Source organism: Thalassospira sp. HF15 (assembly GCF_011806525.1).
Taxonomy (GTDB): Bacteria; Pseudomonadota; Alphaproteobacteria; order Rhodospirillales; family Thalassospiraceae; genus Thalassospira.
This window is the reverse complement of sequence record NZ_JAAVKI010000003.1, coordinates 75,980-94,483: the sequence shown is the minus strand read 5'-3', so window position 1 is coordinate 94,483 and position 18,504 is coordinate 75,980. Positions and strand designations below refer to the sequence as shown.

Annotated in this window: 19 protein-coding genes; 11 read left to right on the top strand and 8 right to left on the bottom strand. The window is 54.5% G+C overall.

All coding sequences use genetic code 11. The features are described 5' to 3' along the window. Positions 1-68 precede the first annotated feature (68 nt). Positions 69-965: a branched-chain amino acid aminotransferase gene (locus HED22_RS07010; RefSeq protein ID WP_167720570.1), complete on the bottom strand. Its 897-nt coding sequence runs from the start codon at positions 963-965 to the stop codon at positions 69-71. Positions 966-1,078: 113 nt separating this feature from the next. On the opposite strand from HED22_RS07010, the gene HED22_RS07005 reads away from it, so the two are divergent. From HED22_RS07005 to HED22_RS06995, 3 genes are all read left to right on the top strand, one after another. Beyond that, the gene (locus HED22_RS07005; RefSeq protein ID WP_167720568.1) at positions 1,079-1,594 is read left to right on the top strand and encodes a MarR family winged helix-turn-helix transcriptional regulator; all 516 of its coding nucleotides are present in this window, start codon (positions 1,079-1,081) and stop codon (positions 1,592-1,594) included. A 116-nt stretch (positions 1,595-1,710) separates the two neighbouring features. Further along, positions 1,711-2,439, top strand: a complete 729-nt coding sequence (locus HED22_RS07000) for a response regulator (RefSeq protein ID WP_167720566.1) — start codon at positions 1,711-1,713, stop codon at positions 2,437-2,439. Between the two features lie 45 nt (positions 2,440-2,484). Continuing rightward, positions 2,485-3,819, top strand: coding sequence for an ATP-binding protein (locus tag HED22_RS06995; protein ID WP_368484482.1), 1,335 nt, complete (start codon positions 2,485-2,487; stop codon positions 3,817-3,819). Between the two features lie 68 nt (positions 3,820-3,887). Here HED22_RS06995 and HED22_RS06990 read toward each other — a convergent pair whose 3' ends face one another. Then, on the bottom strand, positions 3,888-4,583 hold the full coding sequence (locus tag HED22_RS06990; protein ID WP_167720564.1) for a nitroreductase family protein: 696 nt from the start codon (positions 4,581-4,583) through the stop codon (positions 3,888-3,890). Positions 4,584-5,019: 436 nt separating this feature from the next. Here HED22_RS06990 and HED22_RS06985 point away from each other — a divergent pair, with 436 nt between their 5' ends. The 3 genes from HED22_RS06985 to HED22_RS06975 all read left to right on the top strand — a co-directional run bounded on the left by HED22_RS06985 (position 5,020) and on the right by HED22_RS06975 (position 9,083). Further along, complete coding sequence (locus HED22_RS06985) at positions 5,020-5,796, top strand: ferredoxin--NADP reductase (protein ID WP_167720562.1); 777 nt, start codon at positions 5,020-5,022, stop codon at positions 5,794-5,796. Between the two features lie 225 nt (positions 5,797-6,021). After that, positions 6,022-7,512, top strand: coding sequence for a PAS domain-containing methyl-accepting chemotaxis protein (locus HED22_RS06980; protein WP_167720560.1), 1,491 nt, complete (start codon positions 6,022-6,024; stop codon positions 7,510-7,512). A 218-nt stretch (positions 7,513-7,730) separates the two neighbouring features. Next, complete coding sequence (locus HED22_RS06975; protein ID WP_167720558.1) at positions 7,731-9,083, top strand: PAS domain-containing protein; 1,353 nt, start codon at positions 7,731-7,733, stop codon at positions 9,081-9,083. Between the two features lie 101 nt (positions 9,084-9,184). Here HED22_RS06975 and HED22_RS06970 read toward each other — a convergent pair whose 3' ends face one another. The 6 genes from HED22_RS06970 to HED22_RS06945 all read right to left on the bottom strand — a co-directional run bounded on the left by HED22_RS06970 (position 9,185) and on the right by HED22_RS06945 (position 13,219). Next, entirely contained in the window at positions 9,185-9,532 is a 348-nt protein-coding gene (locus HED22_RS06970) for a tRNA-binding protein (RefSeq protein WP_167720556.1), read from the bottom strand. Positions 9,533-9,717: 185 nt separating this feature from the next. Further along, positions 9,718-10,170 carry a phasin family protein gene (locus HED22_RS06965; protein ID WP_167720553.1) on the bottom strand — a complete coding sequence of 151 codons (453 nt, stop codon included), beginning with the start codon at positions 10,168-10,170 and terminating at the stop codon, positions 9,718-9,720. A gap of 197 nt (positions 10,171-10,367) precedes the next feature. Then, entirely contained in the window at positions 10,368-11,084 is a 717-nt protein-coding gene (locus tag HED22_RS06960; RefSeq protein WP_167720551.1) for a TetR family transcriptional regulator, read from the bottom strand. A gap of 47 nt (positions 11,085-11,131) precedes the next feature. Then, on the bottom strand, positions 11,132-11,947 hold the full coding sequence (gene proC, locus HED22_RS06955; RefSeq protein WP_167720549.1) for a pyrroline-5-carboxylate reductase: 816 nt from the start codon (positions 11,945-11,947) through the stop codon (positions 11,132-11,134). A gap of 191 nt (positions 11,948-12,138) precedes the next feature. Beyond that, positions 12,139-12,645: a YbjN domain-containing protein gene (locus tag HED22_RS06950; protein WP_254869826.1), complete on the bottom strand. Its 507-nt coding sequence runs from the start codon at positions 12,643-12,645 to the stop codon at positions 12,139-12,141. Between the two features lie 235 nt (positions 12,646-12,880). Continuing rightward, positions 12,881-13,219 (bottom strand): accessory factor UbiK family protein, encoded by a 339-nt coding sequence (locus tag HED22_RS06945; protein WP_167720547.1) that lies wholly within the window; start codon positions 13,217-13,219, stop codon positions 12,881-12,883. A 211-nt stretch (positions 13,220-13,430) separates the two neighbouring features. Between HED22_RS06945 and rfaD the strand changes: the two genes are divergently transcribed. From rfaD to HED22_RS06920, 5 genes are all read left to right on the top strand, one after another. Next, complete coding sequence (rfaD, locus tag HED22_RS06940) at positions 13,431-14,417, top strand: ADP-glyceromanno-heptose 6-epimerase (protein ID WP_167720545.1); 987 nt, start codon at positions 13,431-13,433, stop codon at positions 14,415-14,417. Positions 14,418-14,525: 108 nt separating this feature from the next. Beyond that, positions 14,526-15,359 carry a prolipoprotein diacylglyceryl transferase gene (gene lgt / locus HED22_RS06935; protein ID WP_175581156.1) on the top strand — a complete coding sequence of 278 codons (834 nt, stop codon included), beginning with the start codon at positions 14,526-14,528 and terminating at the stop codon, positions 15,357-15,359. Between the two features lie 2 nt (positions 15,360-15,361). Continuing rightward, a complete protein-coding gene (locus HED22_RS06930; protein WP_167720543.1) occupies positions 15,362-16,489 on the top strand; it encodes a class I SAM-dependent methyltransferase in 1,128 nt (375 codons plus the stop codon). 43 nt (positions 16,490-16,532) lie between these two features. Next, positions 16,533-17,363, top strand: coding sequence for a peptidoglycan editing factor PgeF (gene pgeF, locus HED22_RS06925; RefSeq protein WP_175581155.1), 831 nt, complete (start codon positions 16,533-16,535; stop codon positions 17,361-17,363). A 69-nt stretch (positions 17,364-17,432) separates the two neighbouring features. Then, on the top strand, positions 17,433-18,467 hold the full coding sequence (locus HED22_RS06920; RefSeq protein WP_368484481.1) for a hypothetical protein: 1,035 nt from the start codon (positions 17,433-17,435) through the stop codon (positions 18,465-18,467). Positions 18,468-18,504: the final 37 nt, after the last annotated feature.

The window sequence follows — 18,504 nt, the reverse complement described above, 5'->3', positions numbered from 1 at the left end:
AACCCGCCCCACGGGGAACGGGTTGCTTTTCAATAAATGTGAATAATCGATCTGATTATTCAAAAAAATTATTCAGCGGCAACGGCGGTATTTTCGCCGCGCACCAGCGCCATGTAATCTTCCATCATGGCTTTGCAAACCTCGCCGGGCGCAAAGCTGTACGGACCAATTTCGGCCACCGGGGTGACTTCGGCAGCGGTGCCGGTCAGGAAGCATTCTTCGAACCCTTCCATTTCTTCAGGCATGATCGCGCGTTCGATAACCTCGTATCCGCGCGCCTTCGCCAAACCGATCACGGTGCGGCGCGTAATGCCATCCAGGAAGCAATCGGGGGTCGGTGTATGGATCTGACCGTCCTTGATGAAGAACACGTTGGCACCAGTGGCTTCAGCCACTTGGCCGCGGTAATCGAGCATCAGGGCATCGGCATAGCCTTTGCGTTCTGCTTCGTGCTTTGAAAGCGTGCAGATCATGTAAAGACCAGCGGCCTTGGCGTTGGTCGGCGCGGTATTCGGTGCCGGACGGGCCCATTTCGACAGATCCAGACGGATGCCTTTCAGGCGTTCTTCCGGTGCGAAATAGCTTGGCCATTCCCAGCAGGCAATCGCCACATTGATGCGCGTGGTCTGGGCAGAAACACCCATCATTTCACTGCCGCGCCAGGCAATACGGCGAATATAGCCTTCGGTAATATTGTTGGCGGCCAGTGTTTCGATGACAGCGTCATCAAGTTCGGCCGCGCTATAGGGAATGGTCATGTCCAGAATTTCGCCGGATTTGATCAGGCGTTCGCCATGTTCGGCCAGCTTGAAAACCTTGCCGTTATAGGACCGTTCGCCCTCAAACACTGCACTCCCGTAATGGACAGCATGGCTCAGCACATGCAAAGTGCTTTCACGCCACGGTTTAAGTTCGCCATTATACCAGATATAACCATCCCGGTTATCAAAGGTCGGAGTCGTCATTTGCCAAATTCCATTTCAAGAACGTTCCTGGACGTAACTTTATGTCCTTATTTGTCTGGTCGGGGTAACATTCATAGATTAATGTGTCAATATAACTGACATAACGGATAAGCATGGCAGATATCTCTACACGCAAGGTAAACCCGCTTTTCCTGCGGGAAGAAGAACTTAGACAAGGCATTGAATTGCTGTTCTATGCGTACCGTGATTTCACCGAAGTCGCGGACCAGATGCTTGCGCAATATAATTTCGGTCGCGCCCACCACCGGGTCATCTATTTCGTCAGTCGAAACCCCGGTATTACGGTCAGCGACCTGTTGGCGATTCTCAAGATCACCAAGCAGTCGTTGTCACGTGTACTTGGCCAATTGGTGCGTGAAGGTTTCATCGAACAAAAGACCGGTCTGCAGGACCGCCGCCAGCGCTTGCTGACCCTGACGGAAAAGGGTGAAGCACTTGAACGCGAGCTGACCGAACAGCAGCGTGCCCTGATTGCCGCAGCCTATCGCGAGGCCGGGGCAGAATCGGTTGAAGGTTTCCGCAAGGTCATGCTGGGCATGATGGAAGAAAAGGACCGTAAACGGTTCGAGGATGACGGGCCCGATGGCATGCGCCGCCGTGCAGGCTGAAACAGGCTTTTGGACCGGCCACAATTTTGCCGTGGTCATCCTTACGCTTTTGAAAGATTTTGGGGCCAAGTTACTGTTTAAAGGTCCAGATTAATTTCGGTGTTCAGGAAACCCCAATGACCGGTGCCGATCTGCCGCATGTTCTTGTGGTCGATGATGATGACCGTTTGCGTGACCTTCTTACCCGTTATCTGGGCGAGAACGGTTTTAACGTGTCTTCTGCACGTGACGCAGCCAGTGCGCGCGCAAGCCTGTCGGGGTTGCAGTTTGATCTGATTGTGCTTGATGTCCTGATGCCCGGTGAGAAGGGTGTCGATCTCGCGCGCAGTTTGCGTCAGACCGGATCAAAGGTGCCGATCCTGCTGCTGACCGCACTTTCCGAGACCGCGGATCGCATTGCAGGCCTTGAGGCCGGGGTTGACGATTACCTGGCCAAACCGTTTGAACCACGCGAACTGGTCCTGCGGATCGAGGCGATCTTGCGCCGCTATGGCGAGTTGCCGGAACCCCAAGATATTGCCGCACCTGAAGAAGCCGACAGCGCGGCATCCTTTGGCGCGTACCGTTTTGATCTGACGCGGATGACCCTGCAACGCGGCGATGAGCATATCTATCTGACCACGGCCGAGCAGGCGTTGCTTGCAGCACTGGTCAAACGGCGCGGTCAGACGACGTCACGCGAACAGCTTCAGGGCATGATCAGCGGTAATGCCACTGATCCCGCAGCATCGCGCAGCATCGATGTGCAGGTCACCCGCCTTAGGCGCAAATTCGAAGAAGACCCCAAACAGCCAAGATACTTGCAGACAGTGCGTGGTCAGGGCTATGTCCTGTATACGGATTAAAGAGCGTCAGATAAGCGACCATGAAAACGGACAGGGATAAGCAGCGTGGGTAGCGAACAGAACGGATGGATCAAGTCATTGATGCCGACAGGGCTTTTGGGCCGGTCGCTTCTGATCCTGATGACGCCGATGCTGCTATTGCAGATCGTCACGGTCCTGATCTTTTTTGAACGCCATTGGGACACGGTAGCCCGGCAGCTCAGCCGCGGGTTGGCCGGTGATGTCGTTTTCGTGATCGACTATCTTGGCCAGTATCCCGACGAAGACCATTACGAATGGATTCAAAACACCGCACGCGCCCGCATGCAGCTTGATATGGTGTTCGAGCCCGATGCGATCCTTGAGCGTGAGATCACCGAACCGCCACTGGGATTGGTGTCCGAGGAGCTTTTCGTGGCTTTGGATGAGCGCCTGCAGCGCCCGTTCTTCTTTGATCTTGATCTGGATGACCGCAAACTTGAAATCCGGGTGCAGCTGAAACACGGGGTGATGTCGATCATTGCCCCGCGCAAGCGCCTTTATAATTCCACCACCTATATCTTCTTTATGTGGATCGCGGGCTCCGCCCTTATTCTGTATGGGGTGGCGGTGATCTTCATGCGCAATCAGGTTCGCCCGATCCGGCGTCTTGCCAAGGCCGCTGATCAGTTCGGGCGCGGTGTGGATGTTGAAAACTTCAAGCCAGAAGGCGCCGCCGAGGTTCGTATGGCTGCGACGTCCTTCTTGTCGATGCGCGATCGCATCGGGCGGCATCTGTCGCAGCGCACAGCGTTGTTGGCGGGGGTATCGCATGATTTGCGCACGCCTTTGACCCGCATGAAGCTTGAGCTTGCCATGCAGCAAAGCTCGCCGGGTGTGGACGCGCTGAAGCAAGATGTCGTCGATATGGAGCGCATGGTCGATGCCTATCTGGCATTCGCCCGTGGCGAAGAAGGCGAAAAAGCGGTTCTGACCGACATCGGCAAGCTTCTGACCGATCAGGTTGGTGAAGCTTTGCGCGACGGGCAGCAGATTGATCTTCACATCGAAGACAGTCTTGAGATGGAGCTGCGCCCGCAATCGGTCAAACGCTGTATTGCCAACATCATGTCCAATGCAGGGCGTTATGCCAACAACCTGTCAGTACGCGCCGGGCGCCGTGGGCAGGATTACGAGATTGTCTTTGATGATGACGGTCCGGGTATTCCCGCTGACAAGCGCGAAGAGGTGTTCAAACCGTTTTACCGTCTTGAAGAGTCGCGCAATCAGGCGACCGGCGGGGTTGGTCTTGGCATGACCATTGCGCGGGATTCTGCGCGCGGCCATGGCGGCGAGGTTCTGCTTGAAGATGCGCCGGGCGGTGGACTTCGCGTGCGTCTGGTATTGCCCATCGGGCACTAAGACCTGAAGGTCAAATTGCAAAAGCCCTGCAATATGCGGGGCTTTTTGTTTACGTGTTTTTGGCGCACTCAGAAGAATGTCGCGATTTCCGAAAGGTCCTTTTTCTCGGTCGCATGCGCCGGGATGGTGGCATCAGCCGCCGGGTAGCCCGTGACCAGCAGGATATAGGGCTTGTTGTGATCCGGGCGGCCGCAGATATCGGTCAGGAAGCTCATCGGATTTGGCGTGTGGGTCAGGGTGGCAAGGCCGGCACGGTGAAGGGCGGCAATCAGAAAGCCGGTCGCGATCGAGACGGATTCCGGCACATAGTAGTTCTTGCGCAGCTTGCCATCGGCAGATCGGCTTTTGCGTTCGCCAAAGATGCAAATCAGCCACGGGGCTGTTTCAAGGAACGGTTTGGCATCATCGGTGCCAAGCGGTTTGAGGGCATCAAGCCATTCCTCGCCTGCGCGGCCTTCATAAAAGGCGCGTTCTTCTTCTTCGGCGGCGAGGCGGATTTTGCGTTTCATTGCAGGATCCCCAATCACAGAGAAGTGCCAGGGTTGATGATTTGCACCGTTTGGTGCTGTGCCCGCAGCACGAATGCAGGTTTCGATGATGTCGCGTGGAACCGGCCGGTCCGAAAAGTCGCGCACGGTGTGGCGGGTTTTGATGTCGTCATAGAAGCCTTGCGCCCGGGCGCGCATTTCGTTGAGGTCATACTCCTGATAGTCGGGCAGGGGAATGGGAACGAAATCCGTGGTCAGCGCTTTTTCAACCGGCATGGCGTTTCCTGATGCATTGTTATTTATGGTGATTTGCCGATCTTATGGGGGCTCAAACTGCCCAGCAAGCCCCAAACACCCGTCGCACGCAGATGTGACCATGTCCGATAGAGGTGACGTTGACGGACATGTTCATTGCGATGTGTCATTGAACAGAAATGCGCGCGGGCGTATCAAGCGGCTATGCGGTTTACCCCTTGTGACAAGTGTTTTGATTCCGGCTGGGGATCCGGTGCCCAGAGTATTTAACACTAAATATACATAAAATTATGTAATTAACATAAAATGACAATTAATTTTGATTGTTTTCTTGCGATATACGTTTGATTGATGTTAAATCGCGGCAACTTGGCATGGAATGCGTGCCGGGATATATACTCCGTGTTTCCCGCCACGGTTCCACACACAGACAGACGAAACGGATTGATGTAGCGTTATGGCCAGCAATTTAAATGAAGAAACCGTCACCTATGTCCACCACTGGACTGACACTCTCTTCACGTTCAAAACCACCCGTGATCCGGGCTTCCGATTCATCAATGGTCAGTTTGCGATGATCGGCCTCGAAGTTGAAGGCAAGCCGCTTCTGCGCGCCTATTCGATGGTCAGTGCAAACTATGATGAAGAGCTTGAGTTTTTCTCGATCAAGGTGCCGAATGGACCGCTGACATCGCGTTTGCAGCATATCAAGGTTGGTGACAAGATTCTGGTTGGGCGCAAACCGACCGGCACCCTGATCCATGACAACCTTCTGCCGGGCAAGAACCTGTGGCTGCTGTCGACCGGAACGGGTCTGGCGCCATTCATGAGCGTGATCCGCGACTACGAGACCTATGAGCGTTATGACAAGGTCATCCTGGTGCATGGGTGCCGCGAAGTGCGTGAACTGGCCTATCAGGAATTCATTCACAGCGAACTGCCGCATAATGAATTCTTTGGCGAGGAAGTGCAGAACAAGCTTCTGTACTACCCGACCGTGACCCGTGAAGAGTTCAAGCATCAGGGCCGTATTACCGAATTGATGGCATCAGGCAAACTTTATGAAGACCTTGAGATGGAAAAGCCAACCCTTGAAAATGATCGCTTCATGCTGTGTGGCAACCCGCAGATGATTGCCGACACGCGCCAGATGCTTCTTGATTGGGGTGGCAAGGAAGGCAATATGAACGAGCCGGGTCACTTCGTGATCGAAAAGGCATTTGTCGAGAAATAAGCGGCTCGACGAGCTGGTCGTTTGAAGATTGAAAGGCAGTACCCTTTGGGTGCTGCCTTTTTTGTTTGGGGATCATCCTGTTCTTATACTTGGTTGCATACGTAGGTATATGTTCCTCCCCAAATGGGGATGTTTGGAAGTTTGGCTGTTGGCTATTTTGGGCTCATGAAGCGTCAGGTTCTAAAGCGTTAGAAGTGCCCTGATGCCGTGTGAAAGGAAACGAAGATGGGCTTTTTCAACTTTTTCAAACAATCCGGTTCCCAGACCGCTGCCATGACTTTGGATGCGCTGGATAAATCGCTTGCGGTTATCGAATTTGATCTGCAGGGCAACGTTTTGCGTGCAAACAAGAATTTTCTGGATGTGATGGGATATGAGCTGTCCGAGATTGTCGGAAAGCATCACGCCATGTTCGTGCCCGAGGAAATTCGTCGCAGTGCAGACTATGAGGTCTTCTGGTCCGATTTGCGCAAGGGCGTGTTTAAAAGTGCTGCGTTCCCGCGCACGACCAAGACCGGTCAGCGGATCTGGATCGAGGCAACCTATAACCCGGTGTGTGATGACAAAGGCAATGTCATCAAGATTGTGAAGTTTGCCTCGGACATCACCAAACGTCAGGAAGCCATGGCCGATTTCGAAGGCAAGGTGAATGCGATCAACCGCAGTCAGGCGGTGATCGAATTTGACCTGAATGGCAAAATTCTTGATGCCAATGACAACTTCCTGTCTGCGATGGGCTACGAACTTTCCGAGATTGTTGGCAAACATCACAGCATGTTTGCGGATCCTGCCTACGCGAAAAGTGAAGAATATGCTGAGTTCTGGCGGGATCTGGGACGTGGGAACTTCAATTCTGGTCAGTTCAAGCGCTTTGCCAAGGGCGGAAAGGAAGTCTGGATCGAGGCGTCCTATAACCCGATCTTTGATGCCAATGGTGTGCCCTACAAGGTGGTGAAATACGCGACGGATATTACCGATCAGATCCAGCTTTTGACGGACCTGAAACTGATGATCGATAATAATTTTGGCGAAATTGACCAAAGCCTGAGCGAGCTTGATCAACGATCCACGGTCGCCTATTCGAGTTGCGAAGAAACGTCTTCGAACGTGCAAACCGTTGCCGCGGCAGCAGAAGAGCTTGCGGCATCGATCGCTGAAATCTCGCGCAGTATGGCGGATGCACGTGTATCAACGGATCAGGTGTTCGAAAAATCCATCGCCGCAGGTGCATCGACTGAGAAGATGACTGAAGTCGTCACGGCCATGAGCAGCATCATTGATGTTATTCAGGGGATTGCGGGGCAGATCAATTTGCTGGCACTGAACGCGACGATTGAATCTGCCCGTGCCGGTGAGGCCGGAAAAGGCTTTGCGGTTGTTGCCAATGAAGTCAAGAACCTGGCCAATCAGGTTGCGAAGGCCACCGAACAGATTACCGAAGAGATCGAAGGTGTCCAGAACATCGCTGGCGAAGTAACGGGTGTACTTGGTTCAATCCGTTCAGAAGTTGAAGGTGTCCTGAATAACGTAACAACGATTTCCTCAGCCGTCGAAGAGCAGACTGCGGTGACCCAGCAGGTTTCAAGCAATATGCAGAGCATGGCGAATTCTGTCGAACAGTTTGCCAGTAGCGTGAATTTTATCCGCGATGCGTCCTCGCTTGTGCTGGGCAATGTCGGGCGAACCCGCGAAGCGGCACTGGTGCTGGCCCGTTAACGGCATCGGTCACGACGTTCAGACCATTTGAGCAGAAGAGGCAGGGTGCAAAAGCATCCTGCCTCTTTCTATGTGCAAGCGGTTCAGGGGTTTATACGAAAATATATACATAGGTATGTGATACTCCCCAAATGGGGATGTCGGGATGGGAAGCAGGCGGCAATAATCGGTCCTCAAGGAAACCAGTTTAGCGAAATTGCCTGATGCCGGAGCTTTCCATGAATTTACTGACATCGATCACGGTTGAGCCCAATGATGTGTTTGCCGATATCTTCGGTATGATCGACGCAGCATTTTTCGTTGCCGAGTTCGACCTGAAGGGCAATGTCATTCGTGTAAACGACAACTTCCTGTCACTGACTGGCTATGACGAAGAGGAAGTTGTGGGGCTGCACCATTCGCTGTTTTTGAGTGATGATGTGGCCGCAGCGCCAGAGTATGATTTGTGCTGGGTTGATTTGTGCGCCGGTAAATCCAAAAGCGTGATCTTGCCATGGGTGACCAAATCCGGTGAGCTCAAGTGGGTTGAAGAAACCGTTGGTCCGGTCAAAGATCGCTACGGCAAGGTTATCCGCATCGTCCGGATTGGTGTTGATGTTACAGACCAGCATGACATTTTGGCCGATCTGCAGGGCAAGGTTGAGGCGATTGATCATAGTCAGGCGGTGGTCGAGTTTGACCCGGCGGGCAACATCTTGAATGCCAATTCCAATTTCCTGAGCTTGATGGGATACGACCCGTCAGAAGTCATCGGCAATCATCATGATATGTTGCTTGATCCCGATTTTGTGCGAAGTGCGGAAAGCCGTGCCTTTTGGCGATCCCTTGTCAAAGGGAAAACCATTGCCCGCCAGGTCAAGAACATTGGCAAAGATGGTCGCGAAGTTTGGTTCGAGGCAAGCTATGGACCGGTTTACGGACCTGACGGAAAACTGTGCAAGATTGTAAAATTTGCCAATGACATTACCGATAAGGTTGAATCGCTTACGGATTTGAAAACGGTTCTCGAAACCGGGTTTGACGAAGCAGATCACGCAATTGGCAGGTTTAACGAGAGTTATGAGACGCTTTCGGCGTCCTGGCGCAAGGCGCATGCGCATATGGAAGTCAGTGCGATGGTTGCCGCACGTCTTGTCAGCAGTGTGGATGAAACAGCCCAACGGATGACGGAGTTAAGATCGGTTGCGGATTATGCGTTTGATCATGCAATCGAGAGCGATGCGGCCGTTTCCGCCCTTGAAGAGGCCATCGATGTTCTGCGTGACTGCGCACGTGACGATCCGGCCATCATAAAGCAAATCGATGTTCTGGAAAAATGCATTGGCGTGAGCGCGCGAATTTCAACCACTGTGCGGGCGGATATCAACGCGATGCTTTGCCGGGTAGCGGTGGTGTCGCTGGCCGTTGATCAGCAAGCTGAGATCACCCATCAGGTTCGCGGCGAGATGCACGGCATTCAAACCGTCCTTGAAACAACACAGAGGCCATTCGAGGACATGATCACGGCGTCAGATGACATTGCCATGATTGTCGGACGTGGGCGCGAAGCATTAGCAGTTTTGGAACGCTAACCCTGCCGGGAGCGTGACACGAGCGGGAAAAGGGCGGGTATCGCTATAAGATACCTGCCCTTTTCTTTTGTGGTTGGCTCTTTTGGGACGGGGCTGTTGGGTTAGAACAGGCGTGATCCGTTCGGGACATCCTGATCCGGGCGGATCAGGACAATACCCTTGTCTTCGTCGGCATCGGGAAAGCCCAGACAGAGGAATTCCGACATGAAGGGGCCGACCTGCTTTTTGGGGAAATTGACCACACCGGCGACCTGACGGCCGATCAGTTTTTCGGGTGTGTAATGTTTGGTGATCTGGGCAGATGTTTTCTTTGTGCCGATCTCGGGGCCGAAATCGACCCAGAGTTTAAGAGCGGGGCGGCGGGCCTCGGGAAATTCCTGGGCGTCGATCACGGTGCCGACCCGGATATCGACTTTGAGAAAATCATCAAAACTGATTTCGTCACTCATGGCTGTCTCCTTGTTATGGGAGCAGCTTAGTAAGATCACGTTCGCCTGATAAGCCCCAACAAGCGGTGTATCCTTAATTCCGGAGTTTGAGCACAATCGCGGGCACCGGATATGGCATAAGAAAAATGGCAGGACCAAAAGGCCCTGCCATCAAGTAGATTACGGGAATTTAACAGCCAAAGCTGTTACTTCGTAGCTGCGGTCTTTTCGATAGCAGCCTTGAATTCGTCAAGGGATTCGGTAAAACGAGTCTGCAGAAGAGCAAGAGCTTCTTCCTGGGACTTGGTTACCAGACCTGACAGTTCCTTGGCATTCGCAAGAGCTTCTTCATAAGCAGCTTTTGCAGCTTCGGTCTGTTTTGCAGCCGAAGCCATCGGGTCGTCAGCAGAAGTAGCAGTGAAATCTTTGCCCTGGGTCTGAACTTTATCCAGCAGCGTTTTGAAGATTTCACCCTGGCGCTGAGCGACAGCCTGGAAACCGTCGAAGGCTACCTTGTTGGCTTTGGTGAGGGCTTCCACGTTTTTACGCTGGAAAGCCATCATTTCGTTCACGTCAACACCCGGAATTTTGAAGTCCGCAGTGTATTTGGTGAAGTCGAGATCAAAGAACGGATTGGTTGCCTTTTTTGCGGCGGTCATGGTTTGCACTCCACTAGTTTGCAACAGATATGGAATGAGGCGCTATTGTGCGCCGCACAAATTCAACTGCAATATGCCGGAACGAACCGCTTTCGTCAAGGATTATTTTGCACTGCACAAAAACGTATAGGTTATTGTTCTGTGTCAAAATAATAACCTAGGGTGTATATGTGGTTTTTGCGTTTCAGATCAGGGAATTAGGTGTTGGTCGTGGTTGACGTCGCCTGATCTGATGGTGCATCGGCAGGGCTGTTATCGCCCCGGGACGGTGATTTTTTGAACGAAAAATTTCGACACCGTTTGCTGATTTTACCACAAATTGATGATGCCTTGCCAAGACCCTTTTCAACCTGGCGGTCCCAGTCGGCGGCTTTGGAAAGTTCCCGATCAAGATAGGCCATGGTCGGACCGAAATCGGTACTGTCGTCATCCAGCCAGTGCTTGAAGGTCTTGGCATAGACGGCGGTCAGTCCGGCAATGCGCATGCTGCCATGCAGGCCGGATGTCTGAAAACCGGCGGCCTCCAACATCCAGCGCATGGCGCCGAAATGTGTTTTGATCGCACGTAGCCCGTCGGTCGGGCCAAGGTCTCCGCCCGATGTGATGATGGATCGGAGCGCTGGCCGATATTCCGAGAGAATATCAAACCGGGCCATGATCACCGCAATCAGCCGGTCATGGCCGGGTTCATTAAAATCTTCGCTATCAAGGTCGGCAAGGACTTCGCGGTCGACTCGTTTGACAAAGCGGCGAAGCAAATCGCCCTTGCTGCTGCAATGATCGTAGCAGTCAGCAACCGATACACCGGCGGCGTTTGCGATATCGATCATGGTCACGTCATGCCAGTTCCGCTCTGCGGCCAGTTTCAGGGCCGCATCAATCAGAAGATTGGGGATATCCTTTTTCGATGGCATGACGTCCTCCTTGAAGTGTTTGTGCGTTTGTTCCGGTCTGGTCTAGCCTAGCCTGCCAGTTCCTGAGAACGTTTGCGTGCGGCTTCAACCGCGCGGGTCATCAGTTCGGGCAGGCCATTTTTCTGATCCATCAGAACATCAAGTGCTGCGGCGGTGGTGCCGCCAGGGCTTGTGACATTTTCCCGCAAGGTCGCAGCGGTTTCGTCGCTGGCATCAAGCAGGAAGCCCGCGCCAACCACGGTCTGGCGGGCAAGGATCATTGCCTGATCAGCGGGAAGGCCAGCTGCAACGCCAGCATGCGCCATGGCTTCGACCAGATGGAAGATATAGGCAGGCCCGCTGCCTGACAGGCCGGTAACGGCATCCATCAGACCTTCATCTTCAACCCATGACACCATGCCGACAGCTTCAAGCAGGGTCTGGCACATTTCGCGTTGGGCGAGGCTGACATTTTCGGTGGGGCACATGACGGTCATACCGCGCGATACAGCAGCCGGTGTGTTGGGCATGGCGCGCACGATGCGGGCATTTTCGCCAAGGTGGCTTGCGAAAAAGTCGATGGTTTTGCCCGCCGCGACGGACAAGAAGACGGTTTCGGCACGGACCAGTGGTTTGTAAGCCTCAATGACGTCGGGCAGAACCTGTGGTTTGACGGCAAACAGGACAACCTGCGGGATGAAATCTTCGCGCATGTGGTCAATGTCCGGGATGCCATTGATGCCGTATTTCGATTCGAGCTTTTCAGCCGTTTCGGTTTGTTCGACGATAAAGACGTTGGATGCGATCAGCCCACGGGCCAGCCATCCTTCGAGCATGGCGCTGCCCATCTTGCCACAACCAACCAGCAAAAGACGCGTATTCATAAATTCTGCTCCGCTTTATCCATCGGGTTTGGTTGATCGTTGGGCGATCAACACGCTTGATAATGCCGTAGCGATCTTCTCAAGGTGGGTCAAGTCAGCACAGAGGGCAAGAGGCGTGTGTCTCAAATACCGGTTTGGCACCGGGTGCCGGGCACACGGATGCTTTTGCTGCGATCAAACAGATCCTGGTGTCAGGCCTGACCGGCCGGTTCGAGCATGGCGTGCACCAATGCTTCGTCCGGGGATTTGCCCTGACCGAGTACGAAATTGAAGGCCGGGAAGAAACGTTCGCATTCCGAAAGCGCGATTTCAATCAGCTCTTCGAACTGTTCGACCATCGGGGGCACGTCGCCGCCAAAGAGCAGGGTATGACGGAATAGCGGCATGTTTTCTTCAAGCCACAGGCCGAAATGCCCGATCCAGAGTTGCTCGTTGCATTTGGCAACCAGTTCATAGATGCGCGGACGCAGCGGTTCGGGCACGAACAGGTCAAAGCAGCACGCGATATGAAGTGCCTCGGCATCTTCACGCCAGGTGAAATAGACCAGATAGGTGCACCAGTGTGCCGGAATTTCGACCACAATCTCGTCCGAGCTGCGGCGTTCCAGATGCCACTGGTTGGTGCGGGCGATATCCTCGACCAGGATCAGCGGGTTTTCGTCGCCGATGTCGCCGATATCTTCCATTTGGTCGTTCATATATACCCAGCCTGTTCAAGCATGTGCGAAAGGGCGCGCACTATATGCCGGAGAACGCTTTGTTTCAACCGCCGCCGTGCGCAGGACTGCAATGAATATTCCGAGCGCTGTCGCCCGGCCTGTTTACTTCGAGCGTCAGGCGGCCCTGCTTGTGACGGCAAATGTCGACGCAGGCATGATAAACGCCTGCGTCCTTACACATATATGGGAACTTATATGGGGATGTTTGGCCCGGTCAGGTGTCTTTTTTTGCAGCTGTTTTTGCCGCGGTTTTCGGCGCTGCCTTGGCGGTGCTGCGTTTCGCGGCCGGCTTTTTGGCCGGTTCGGCAGCATCCAGACGCTTTTCGAGATCGGCAATCTTGGCTTCAAGCGCATCAATGCGTTCAGCGGCACGGACCGCGACATCATGGACGACGTCATATTCCTCGCGGGTGACCAGATCCATGTTGAGCAGGATCTTTTCAAACTGCTGGCGGATCATGGCATCTACTTCGCCTTTGACACCGGTCATTGTACCCAATGCGGAATTGGTAACCCGGGTCAGGTCATCGAGAATGCGGTTGTTGATCTGCATGGTGGTCTCCGGCTTTTTGAATCTGTTGTTGGGCATAATATGGCGCATCATCGGCTCAGGGCAAGCCGCACGTCATACGGCCAGGGTGACGATAGCTTTATTTTCGATGGCTTTTCTTGCTCCAGATCAGGGGCAGTCTTATAAAGTGTCGTCAAACATGATCAGTCGTCTGGACCCAGCGGGGGCAGGCGGGCTTCGTCAGGAGAATGCAATGCTTATCGTCACCGGGGGCGCCGGGTTTATCGGTTCCAATATTGTTGCCGCCCTTGAAGATCGCGGCGAAACCGACATCGTTGTCGTTGATCGTCTGCGTGATGGCATCAAATGGAAAAATATCGCCAAGCGGAACCTGCGCGATATTGTTCATCCCGACGAGCTGCCGGATTTCCTTGAAAAGCATGCCGGCGATGTCGAGGCGATTTTCCATATGGGCGCGATTTCCGCGACCACGGAAACCGATGCCGACAAGATCCTTACCAATAACCTGAAACTGACGACCTGGCTGTGGGAATGGTGCTCACGCCATTCGGCACGCCTTATTTATGCGTCCTCGGCGGCAACGTATGGCGATGGCAAGCAGGGCTTTGATGACAGCTTTGATGAGGCCGATCTGGCGAAGCTTGCACCGCTGAATGCCTATGGCTGGTCAAAACATGCCACTGATCGCCGGTTCCGCCGCATTCTGGATCAGAACGGGTTCCGCCCAAAACAGTTTGCCGGGCTTAAGTTCTTTAACGTTTACGGCCCGAATGAATATCACAAGGGCGGCATGCGTTCGGTGGTCTCCCAGCTGTTTGACAAGCTGTCGGCTGGTGAAACCGCAACCCTTTTCAAATCGCACCACCCCGATTACGAAGATGGTGGTCAGCTGCGTGACTTTGTCTGGGTCGGGGATGTGGTCGACATCATCATGTGGCTTTACGACAACCCGGAAGTCAGCGATCTTTTCAATATCGGGACTGGCAAGGCACGCAGTTTCAAGGACCTCGCATTGGCGGTGTTTGCGGCCATGGGCAAGGAGCCCGATATCAAATTCGTGCCAACGCCTGAGTCAATTCGCGACAAGTACCAGTATTTCACCGAAGCCAACATGACCAAGCTGCGCAAGGCTGGCTATGGCAAGGAAATGACATCGCTTGAAGAGGGCGTGCGGCGCTATGTGCAGGACTTCCTTGCCACCGAGGATGCGTTCCGCTGATAAGGGGCGGGCAATGGCCGCGCGGTTTGCCATGATGCTGCCCCACTCCTTTGCGACGTCAGAACGACCTGCGTGCTCTCACCCATTTGCTGATCCGGAGTTTTCCAGATGCTGAGCCTTGCCTTTCCGGCGATAGACCCGATTGCGATTTCCATCGGCCCGATTGCCATTCGCTGGTATGCGCTGGCTTATATTGCCGGTCTGCTGCTGGGGTGGAAATATGTGGTCTATTACTGCTCCAAGACACCAAACATCATGAGCAAGCGTGATGTTGATGACTTGCTGTTCTGGGCAACCCTTGGTGTGATCCTTGGCGGGCGGTTGGGCTATATCCTGTTTTACAATCTGGACTACTATCTTGATAACCCGGCCAATATCCTGAAGGTCTGGCAGGGCGGCATGGCGTTTCATGGCGGGTTCATGGGGGTCATCCTTGCGATCATTCTGTTTGCCAGAAAGCGCGGTATTTCGACCATGGGCGTGCTTGATGCGGTGGCAGTGGCAACCCCGATCGGTCTGTTCTTTGGCCGGATTGCCAATTTCATCAATGGTGAATTGTTTGGCCGGACCACCGATGTGGCTTGGGGCATTGTGTTTCCCAATGGCGGCCCGGAACCGCGCCATCCAAGCCAGCTTTATGAAGCCGTCCTTGAGGGCCTGATCCTGTTTGTTGTGCTGTTTATTCTTTCGCGCAATGCGTTTATCCGCCATCGTCCGGGGATTCTGGGCGGTACGTTTGTTGCGGGTTATGGCATTTCGCGCATCATCGTCGAGTTTTTCCGCCAGCCCGATGCGCAGCTTGGGTACCTTGCCGGGGGCATTACCATGGGACAGTTGTTGTCTGTGCCGATGGTTCTGGTCGGGGTTGGTTGCATTGTCTATGCGCTGAAATCCAAGCCGATTGAAACCCGCATTCATCCCAAAGAAGCCGAAAACGCGTAAACATGACTTCCGAGACCGACAGCCCGCTTTTGGCCCATATCAAGCGCCGGATCAATGTATCGGGGCCGATCACCATCGCCGATTTCATGACCGAGGCACTGGCCCATCCCGAACATGGTTATTACCGCAAGCAGGACCCGTTTGGCCGTGCCGGTGATTTCATCACGGCGCCTGAAGTCAGCCAGATGTTTGGTGAACTGATCGGGCTTTGGGCCGCCGTCACCTGGCAGCAAATGGGCAGCCCGCGCAAAGTTGATCTGATTGAATTGGGGCCGGGGCGCGGGACCCTTATGTCAGACGCCCTGCGGGCGGTGCGCAATGTGCCGGGCTTTGGCGATGCACTGACCGTGCGGTTTGTTGAAACCAGTCCGGTTCTGCGCACCCATCAGCAAACCGCGATCATGGCCTATGGCATTCCGGCCACCTGGCATGAAACGTTTGATGAGATTCCGACACGCGCCGACGTCCCGGCGATTGTCATTGGCAACGAGTTCTTTGATGCGCTGCCGATCCGTCAGTTCGAACGCGGGGAAAAAGGCTGGGCCGAGCGCCTCGTTGGGGTGGATGCTACAACCGGTGCGCTTGGATTTGTTCGTGGCGCGGAAACACCGATCACGGATGCACTGATCCCGGCCACCATGCGTGGGGCAGCGAAAAAAGGCGACATTTTTGAAAGTTGCGCGCCAGCGATTGCTATTGCTGATCAGATAGCCCGGCGTCTGAACGAGACCGGCGGTGGGACGCTGTTTATTGATTATGGCCATCCCGGCAGTGCCTTTGGCGATACGTTCCAGGCACTGATGGGGCATCAATATCATCCGGTTCTGAGCAATCCGGGCGATGCCGATTTGACAGCGCATGTTGATTTCGCCGCCATCGGGCGCGCAATGAACGAGGCCGGAGCACGCACCGGTGCGGTCCTGACCCAAGGGACATTTTTGCGCATGCTGGGCATTGAGCAGCGTGCGGAGCTTTTGAAAACCAATGCCGATGACGATCAGCAGACTGCGATTGATCAGGCCCTGTCGCGGTTGATCGATGCAGATCAGATGGGAACGCTTTTTAAAGTTCTGATCGGCTATGGTCGCGATACCACCCCGCCGCCTTGCGTCAGCGGCGTGGCGGGCTAAATTGATTGCGACCGGAACGGTTTTGGGAACGGAGCAGGCCAGCATGACACATCCGATCAGCCCGGTTACCAACGGGATCGAACGCAGCACCAACGGGCTGACCTGGTTTGAAGCCGGGAACCTGTCGGAGAAGGATGGCCTGCGTCATGGGTTCCTGAGCCGCAAGGGCGGGGTCAGCGACGGTATTCATGGCGGACTTAATGTTGGTTTCGGGTCCGATGATGACAAAGACCGGGTGGCCGAAAACCGTGCGCGCGCCGCATCCGCATTTGATACCAGTGCTGACCGCCTGAGTACGGTTTATCAGGTGCATGGGATTGATGTTGCCGTTCTGGATAAACCGGTGTCGCGCGATGATGCCCCCAAGGCAGATGCCATGGTCACAGATCGTCCGAACATCATGCTGGGCATACTGACCGCTGATTGCACGCCGGTTCTGTTTCATGATCCGGTGGCTGGCGTGATCGGGGCGTGCCATTCCGGTTGGCGCGGATCGCATGGTGGTGTGTCGGCCAGCACGGTTGATGCGATGGAACGTCTTGGCGCCAAGCGTGAAAATATCCATGCGGCTGTTGGCCCTTGTATTGCGCGCAAATCCTACGAAGTTGACAGTAACTTCCGCAACACCATCCTAGCCGGGCCGGAAGGCGCGGAAGACCTGTTTGACCCGTCGGTCCGTGATGGTCATTTCATGTTTGATTTGCCCGAATATGTTCGCCGCCGGACGATTGCGACCGGGATTGCCTCGGTCGAGCTGGTGGCGCGTGACACGCTGGCCGAGGAAGAGCTTTTTTACAGTTATCGCCGAACGACGCTGCGCAAGGAGCCTGATTACGGGCGGCAGCTTTCGGCGATCATGTTGACAGAGGCGTAACATCATGCCGCATTTGATCATGCTGTTCTTTTTTATGATCATCGCGACCATGGTTGGTTGTGTGATGATGTGACGACGAAACTTGCCCCGATGAATTCTTTCCTGCGTTCTGTTGTTTTGGTTTTTGCGCTGACCGGTTTGCTTGCGGCGTGTGGTGATTTGCCGCGCCCGTTCGAAGGGGCCGGTCGTGCCGGTGATCCGGGATTGCTGGAGCTGCGTGATACCGGCACTGTTCGGGTTGAGACGACCGATGATCTGCCCGACGGGGCATCGGCCCATCTGGCACGCGCGATGGCGCGTGCGCTTAGGCTGCGCGATATTCCGGCCTATAGCGAATCTGATGTTGGCGGTGATTACATCCTGCGTCCCAATGTTCATGCCAGCCTGAGCGACAATGGCGCGGAGCTTGATATCACATGGGTTCTGATGCGCCCGGACCGGCTTGCGATTGATACCACGCATTCGACCGGGGAGCTTGCCGCAGATCAGTGGTTTGCCGACCAACCGACGGGACCGGAGGAAAGCAGCCTCGCCATTCCCAAGGAGCTGGTTGACAAAGTCCGTGAACTTGAAGGCAAGGCGGATGATCCGTTGGCAAGAACCTATGAAGGGTTGGTTGCCCAGCCAGCAGATGAGATTGCCTTCATGATTACAGGTGATCGGTCCTCGTTGCGTGCGGCACCGGTGATGAAGGTCGCACTGATCGACTTTGCCGGCGCGCCGGGCGATGGCAACACGGCCCTTGCACGGTCAGCAGGCGCGTTGTTGCAGGCGCGCGGGATCACGGTTGATAATCATGAAATGGATGAAAACAGTGTGATCCTGTCCGCCACGATTGATGTCAGCCCGGTCACCGAAGAAACCACCACGCCGCTTGATCGTGTGTCGATTGAATGGATCATCATGGAAGTCGACGGCACGGAACTGGGGCAGATGAACCAGAACAATGTCGTGCCGCGTGGCCAGCTTGATGAAAGATGGGGGACGGTGGCGTCTCTTGCCGCACAGGCCGCGGTCGAGACCCTTGACGGGGTTTTGGGCCAGATCGCGACAAACAAGAAGCTTCAATTGCGTCCTGCGAACAAGACGGCTTTGGCGCGCTGATCGCCTTTGCGATCTGGGGTGTGAGAGGCGGCAGAGC

What these genes read in the sequence shown, in the direction of transcription:
- HED22_RS07010 (WP_167720570.1), bottom strand. Translation starts at nt 965, where the DNA reads ATGACGACTCCGACCTTTGATAACCGGGATGGTTATATCTGGTATAAT.
- HED22_RS07005 (WP_167720568.1), top strand. Translation starts at nt 1,079, where the DNA reads ATGGCAGATATCTCTACACGCAAGGTAAACCCGCTTTTCCTGCGGGAA.
- HED22_RS07000 (WP_167720566.1), top strand. Translation starts at nt 1,711, where the DNA reads ATGACCGGTGCCGATCTGCCGCATGTTCTTGTGGTCGATGATGATGAC.
- HED22_RS06990 (WP_167720564.1), bottom strand. Translation starts at nt 4,583, where the DNA reads ATGCCGGTTGAAAAAGCGCTGACCACGGATTTCGTTCCCATTCCCCTG.
- HED22_RS06985 (WP_167720562.1), top strand. Translation starts at nt 5,020, where the DNA reads ATGGCCAGCAATTTAAATGAAGAAACCGTCACCTATGTCCACCACTGG.
- HED22_RS06980 (WP_167720560.1), top strand. Translation starts at nt 6,022, where the DNA reads ATGGGCTTTTTCAACTTTTTCAAACAATCCGGTTCCCAGACCGCTGCC.
- HED22_RS06975 (WP_167720558.1), top strand. Translation starts at nt 7,731, where the DNA reads ATGAATTTACTGACATCGATCACGGTTGAGCCCAATGATGTGTTTGCC.
- HED22_RS06970 (WP_167720556.1), bottom strand. Translation starts at nt 9,532, where the DNA reads ATGAGTGACGAAATCAGTTTTGATGATTTTCTCAAAGTCGATATCCGG.
- HED22_RS06965 (WP_167720553.1), bottom strand. Translation starts at nt 10,170, where the DNA reads ATGACCGCCGCAAAAAAGGCAACCAATCCGTTCTTTGATCTCGACTTC.
- HED22_RS06960 (WP_167720551.1), bottom strand. Translation starts at nt 11,084, where the DNA reads ATGCCATCGAAAAAGGATATCCCCAATCTTCTGATTGATGCGGCCCTG.
- proC (WP_167720549.1), bottom strand. Translation starts at nt 11,947, where the DNA reads ATGAATACGCGTCTTTTGCTGGTTGGTTGTGGCAAGATGGGCAGCGCC.
- HED22_RS06950 (WP_254869826.1), bottom strand. Translation starts at nt 12,645, where the DNA reads ATGAACGACCAAATGGAAGATATCGGCGACATCGGCGACGAAAACCCG.
- HED22_RS06945 (WP_167720547.1), bottom strand. Translation starts at nt 13,219, where the DNA reads ATGCAGATCAACAACCGCATTCTCGATGACCTGACCCGGGTTACCAAT.
- rfaD (WP_167720545.1), top strand. Translation starts at nt 13,431, where the DNA reads ATGCTTATCGTCACCGGGGGCGCCGGGTTTATCGGTTCCAATATTGTT.
- lgt (WP_175581156.1), top strand. Translation starts at nt 14,526, where the DNA reads ATGCTGAGCCTTGCCTTTCCGGCGATAGACCCGATTGCGATTTCCATC.
- HED22_RS06930 (WP_167720543.1), top strand. Translation starts at nt 15,362, where the DNA reads ATGACTTCCGAGACCGACAGCCCGCTTTTGGCCCATATCAAGCGCCGG.
- pgeF (WP_175581155.1), top strand. Translation starts at nt 16,533, where the DNA reads ATGACACATCCGATCAGCCCGGTTACCAACGGGATCGAACGCAGCACC.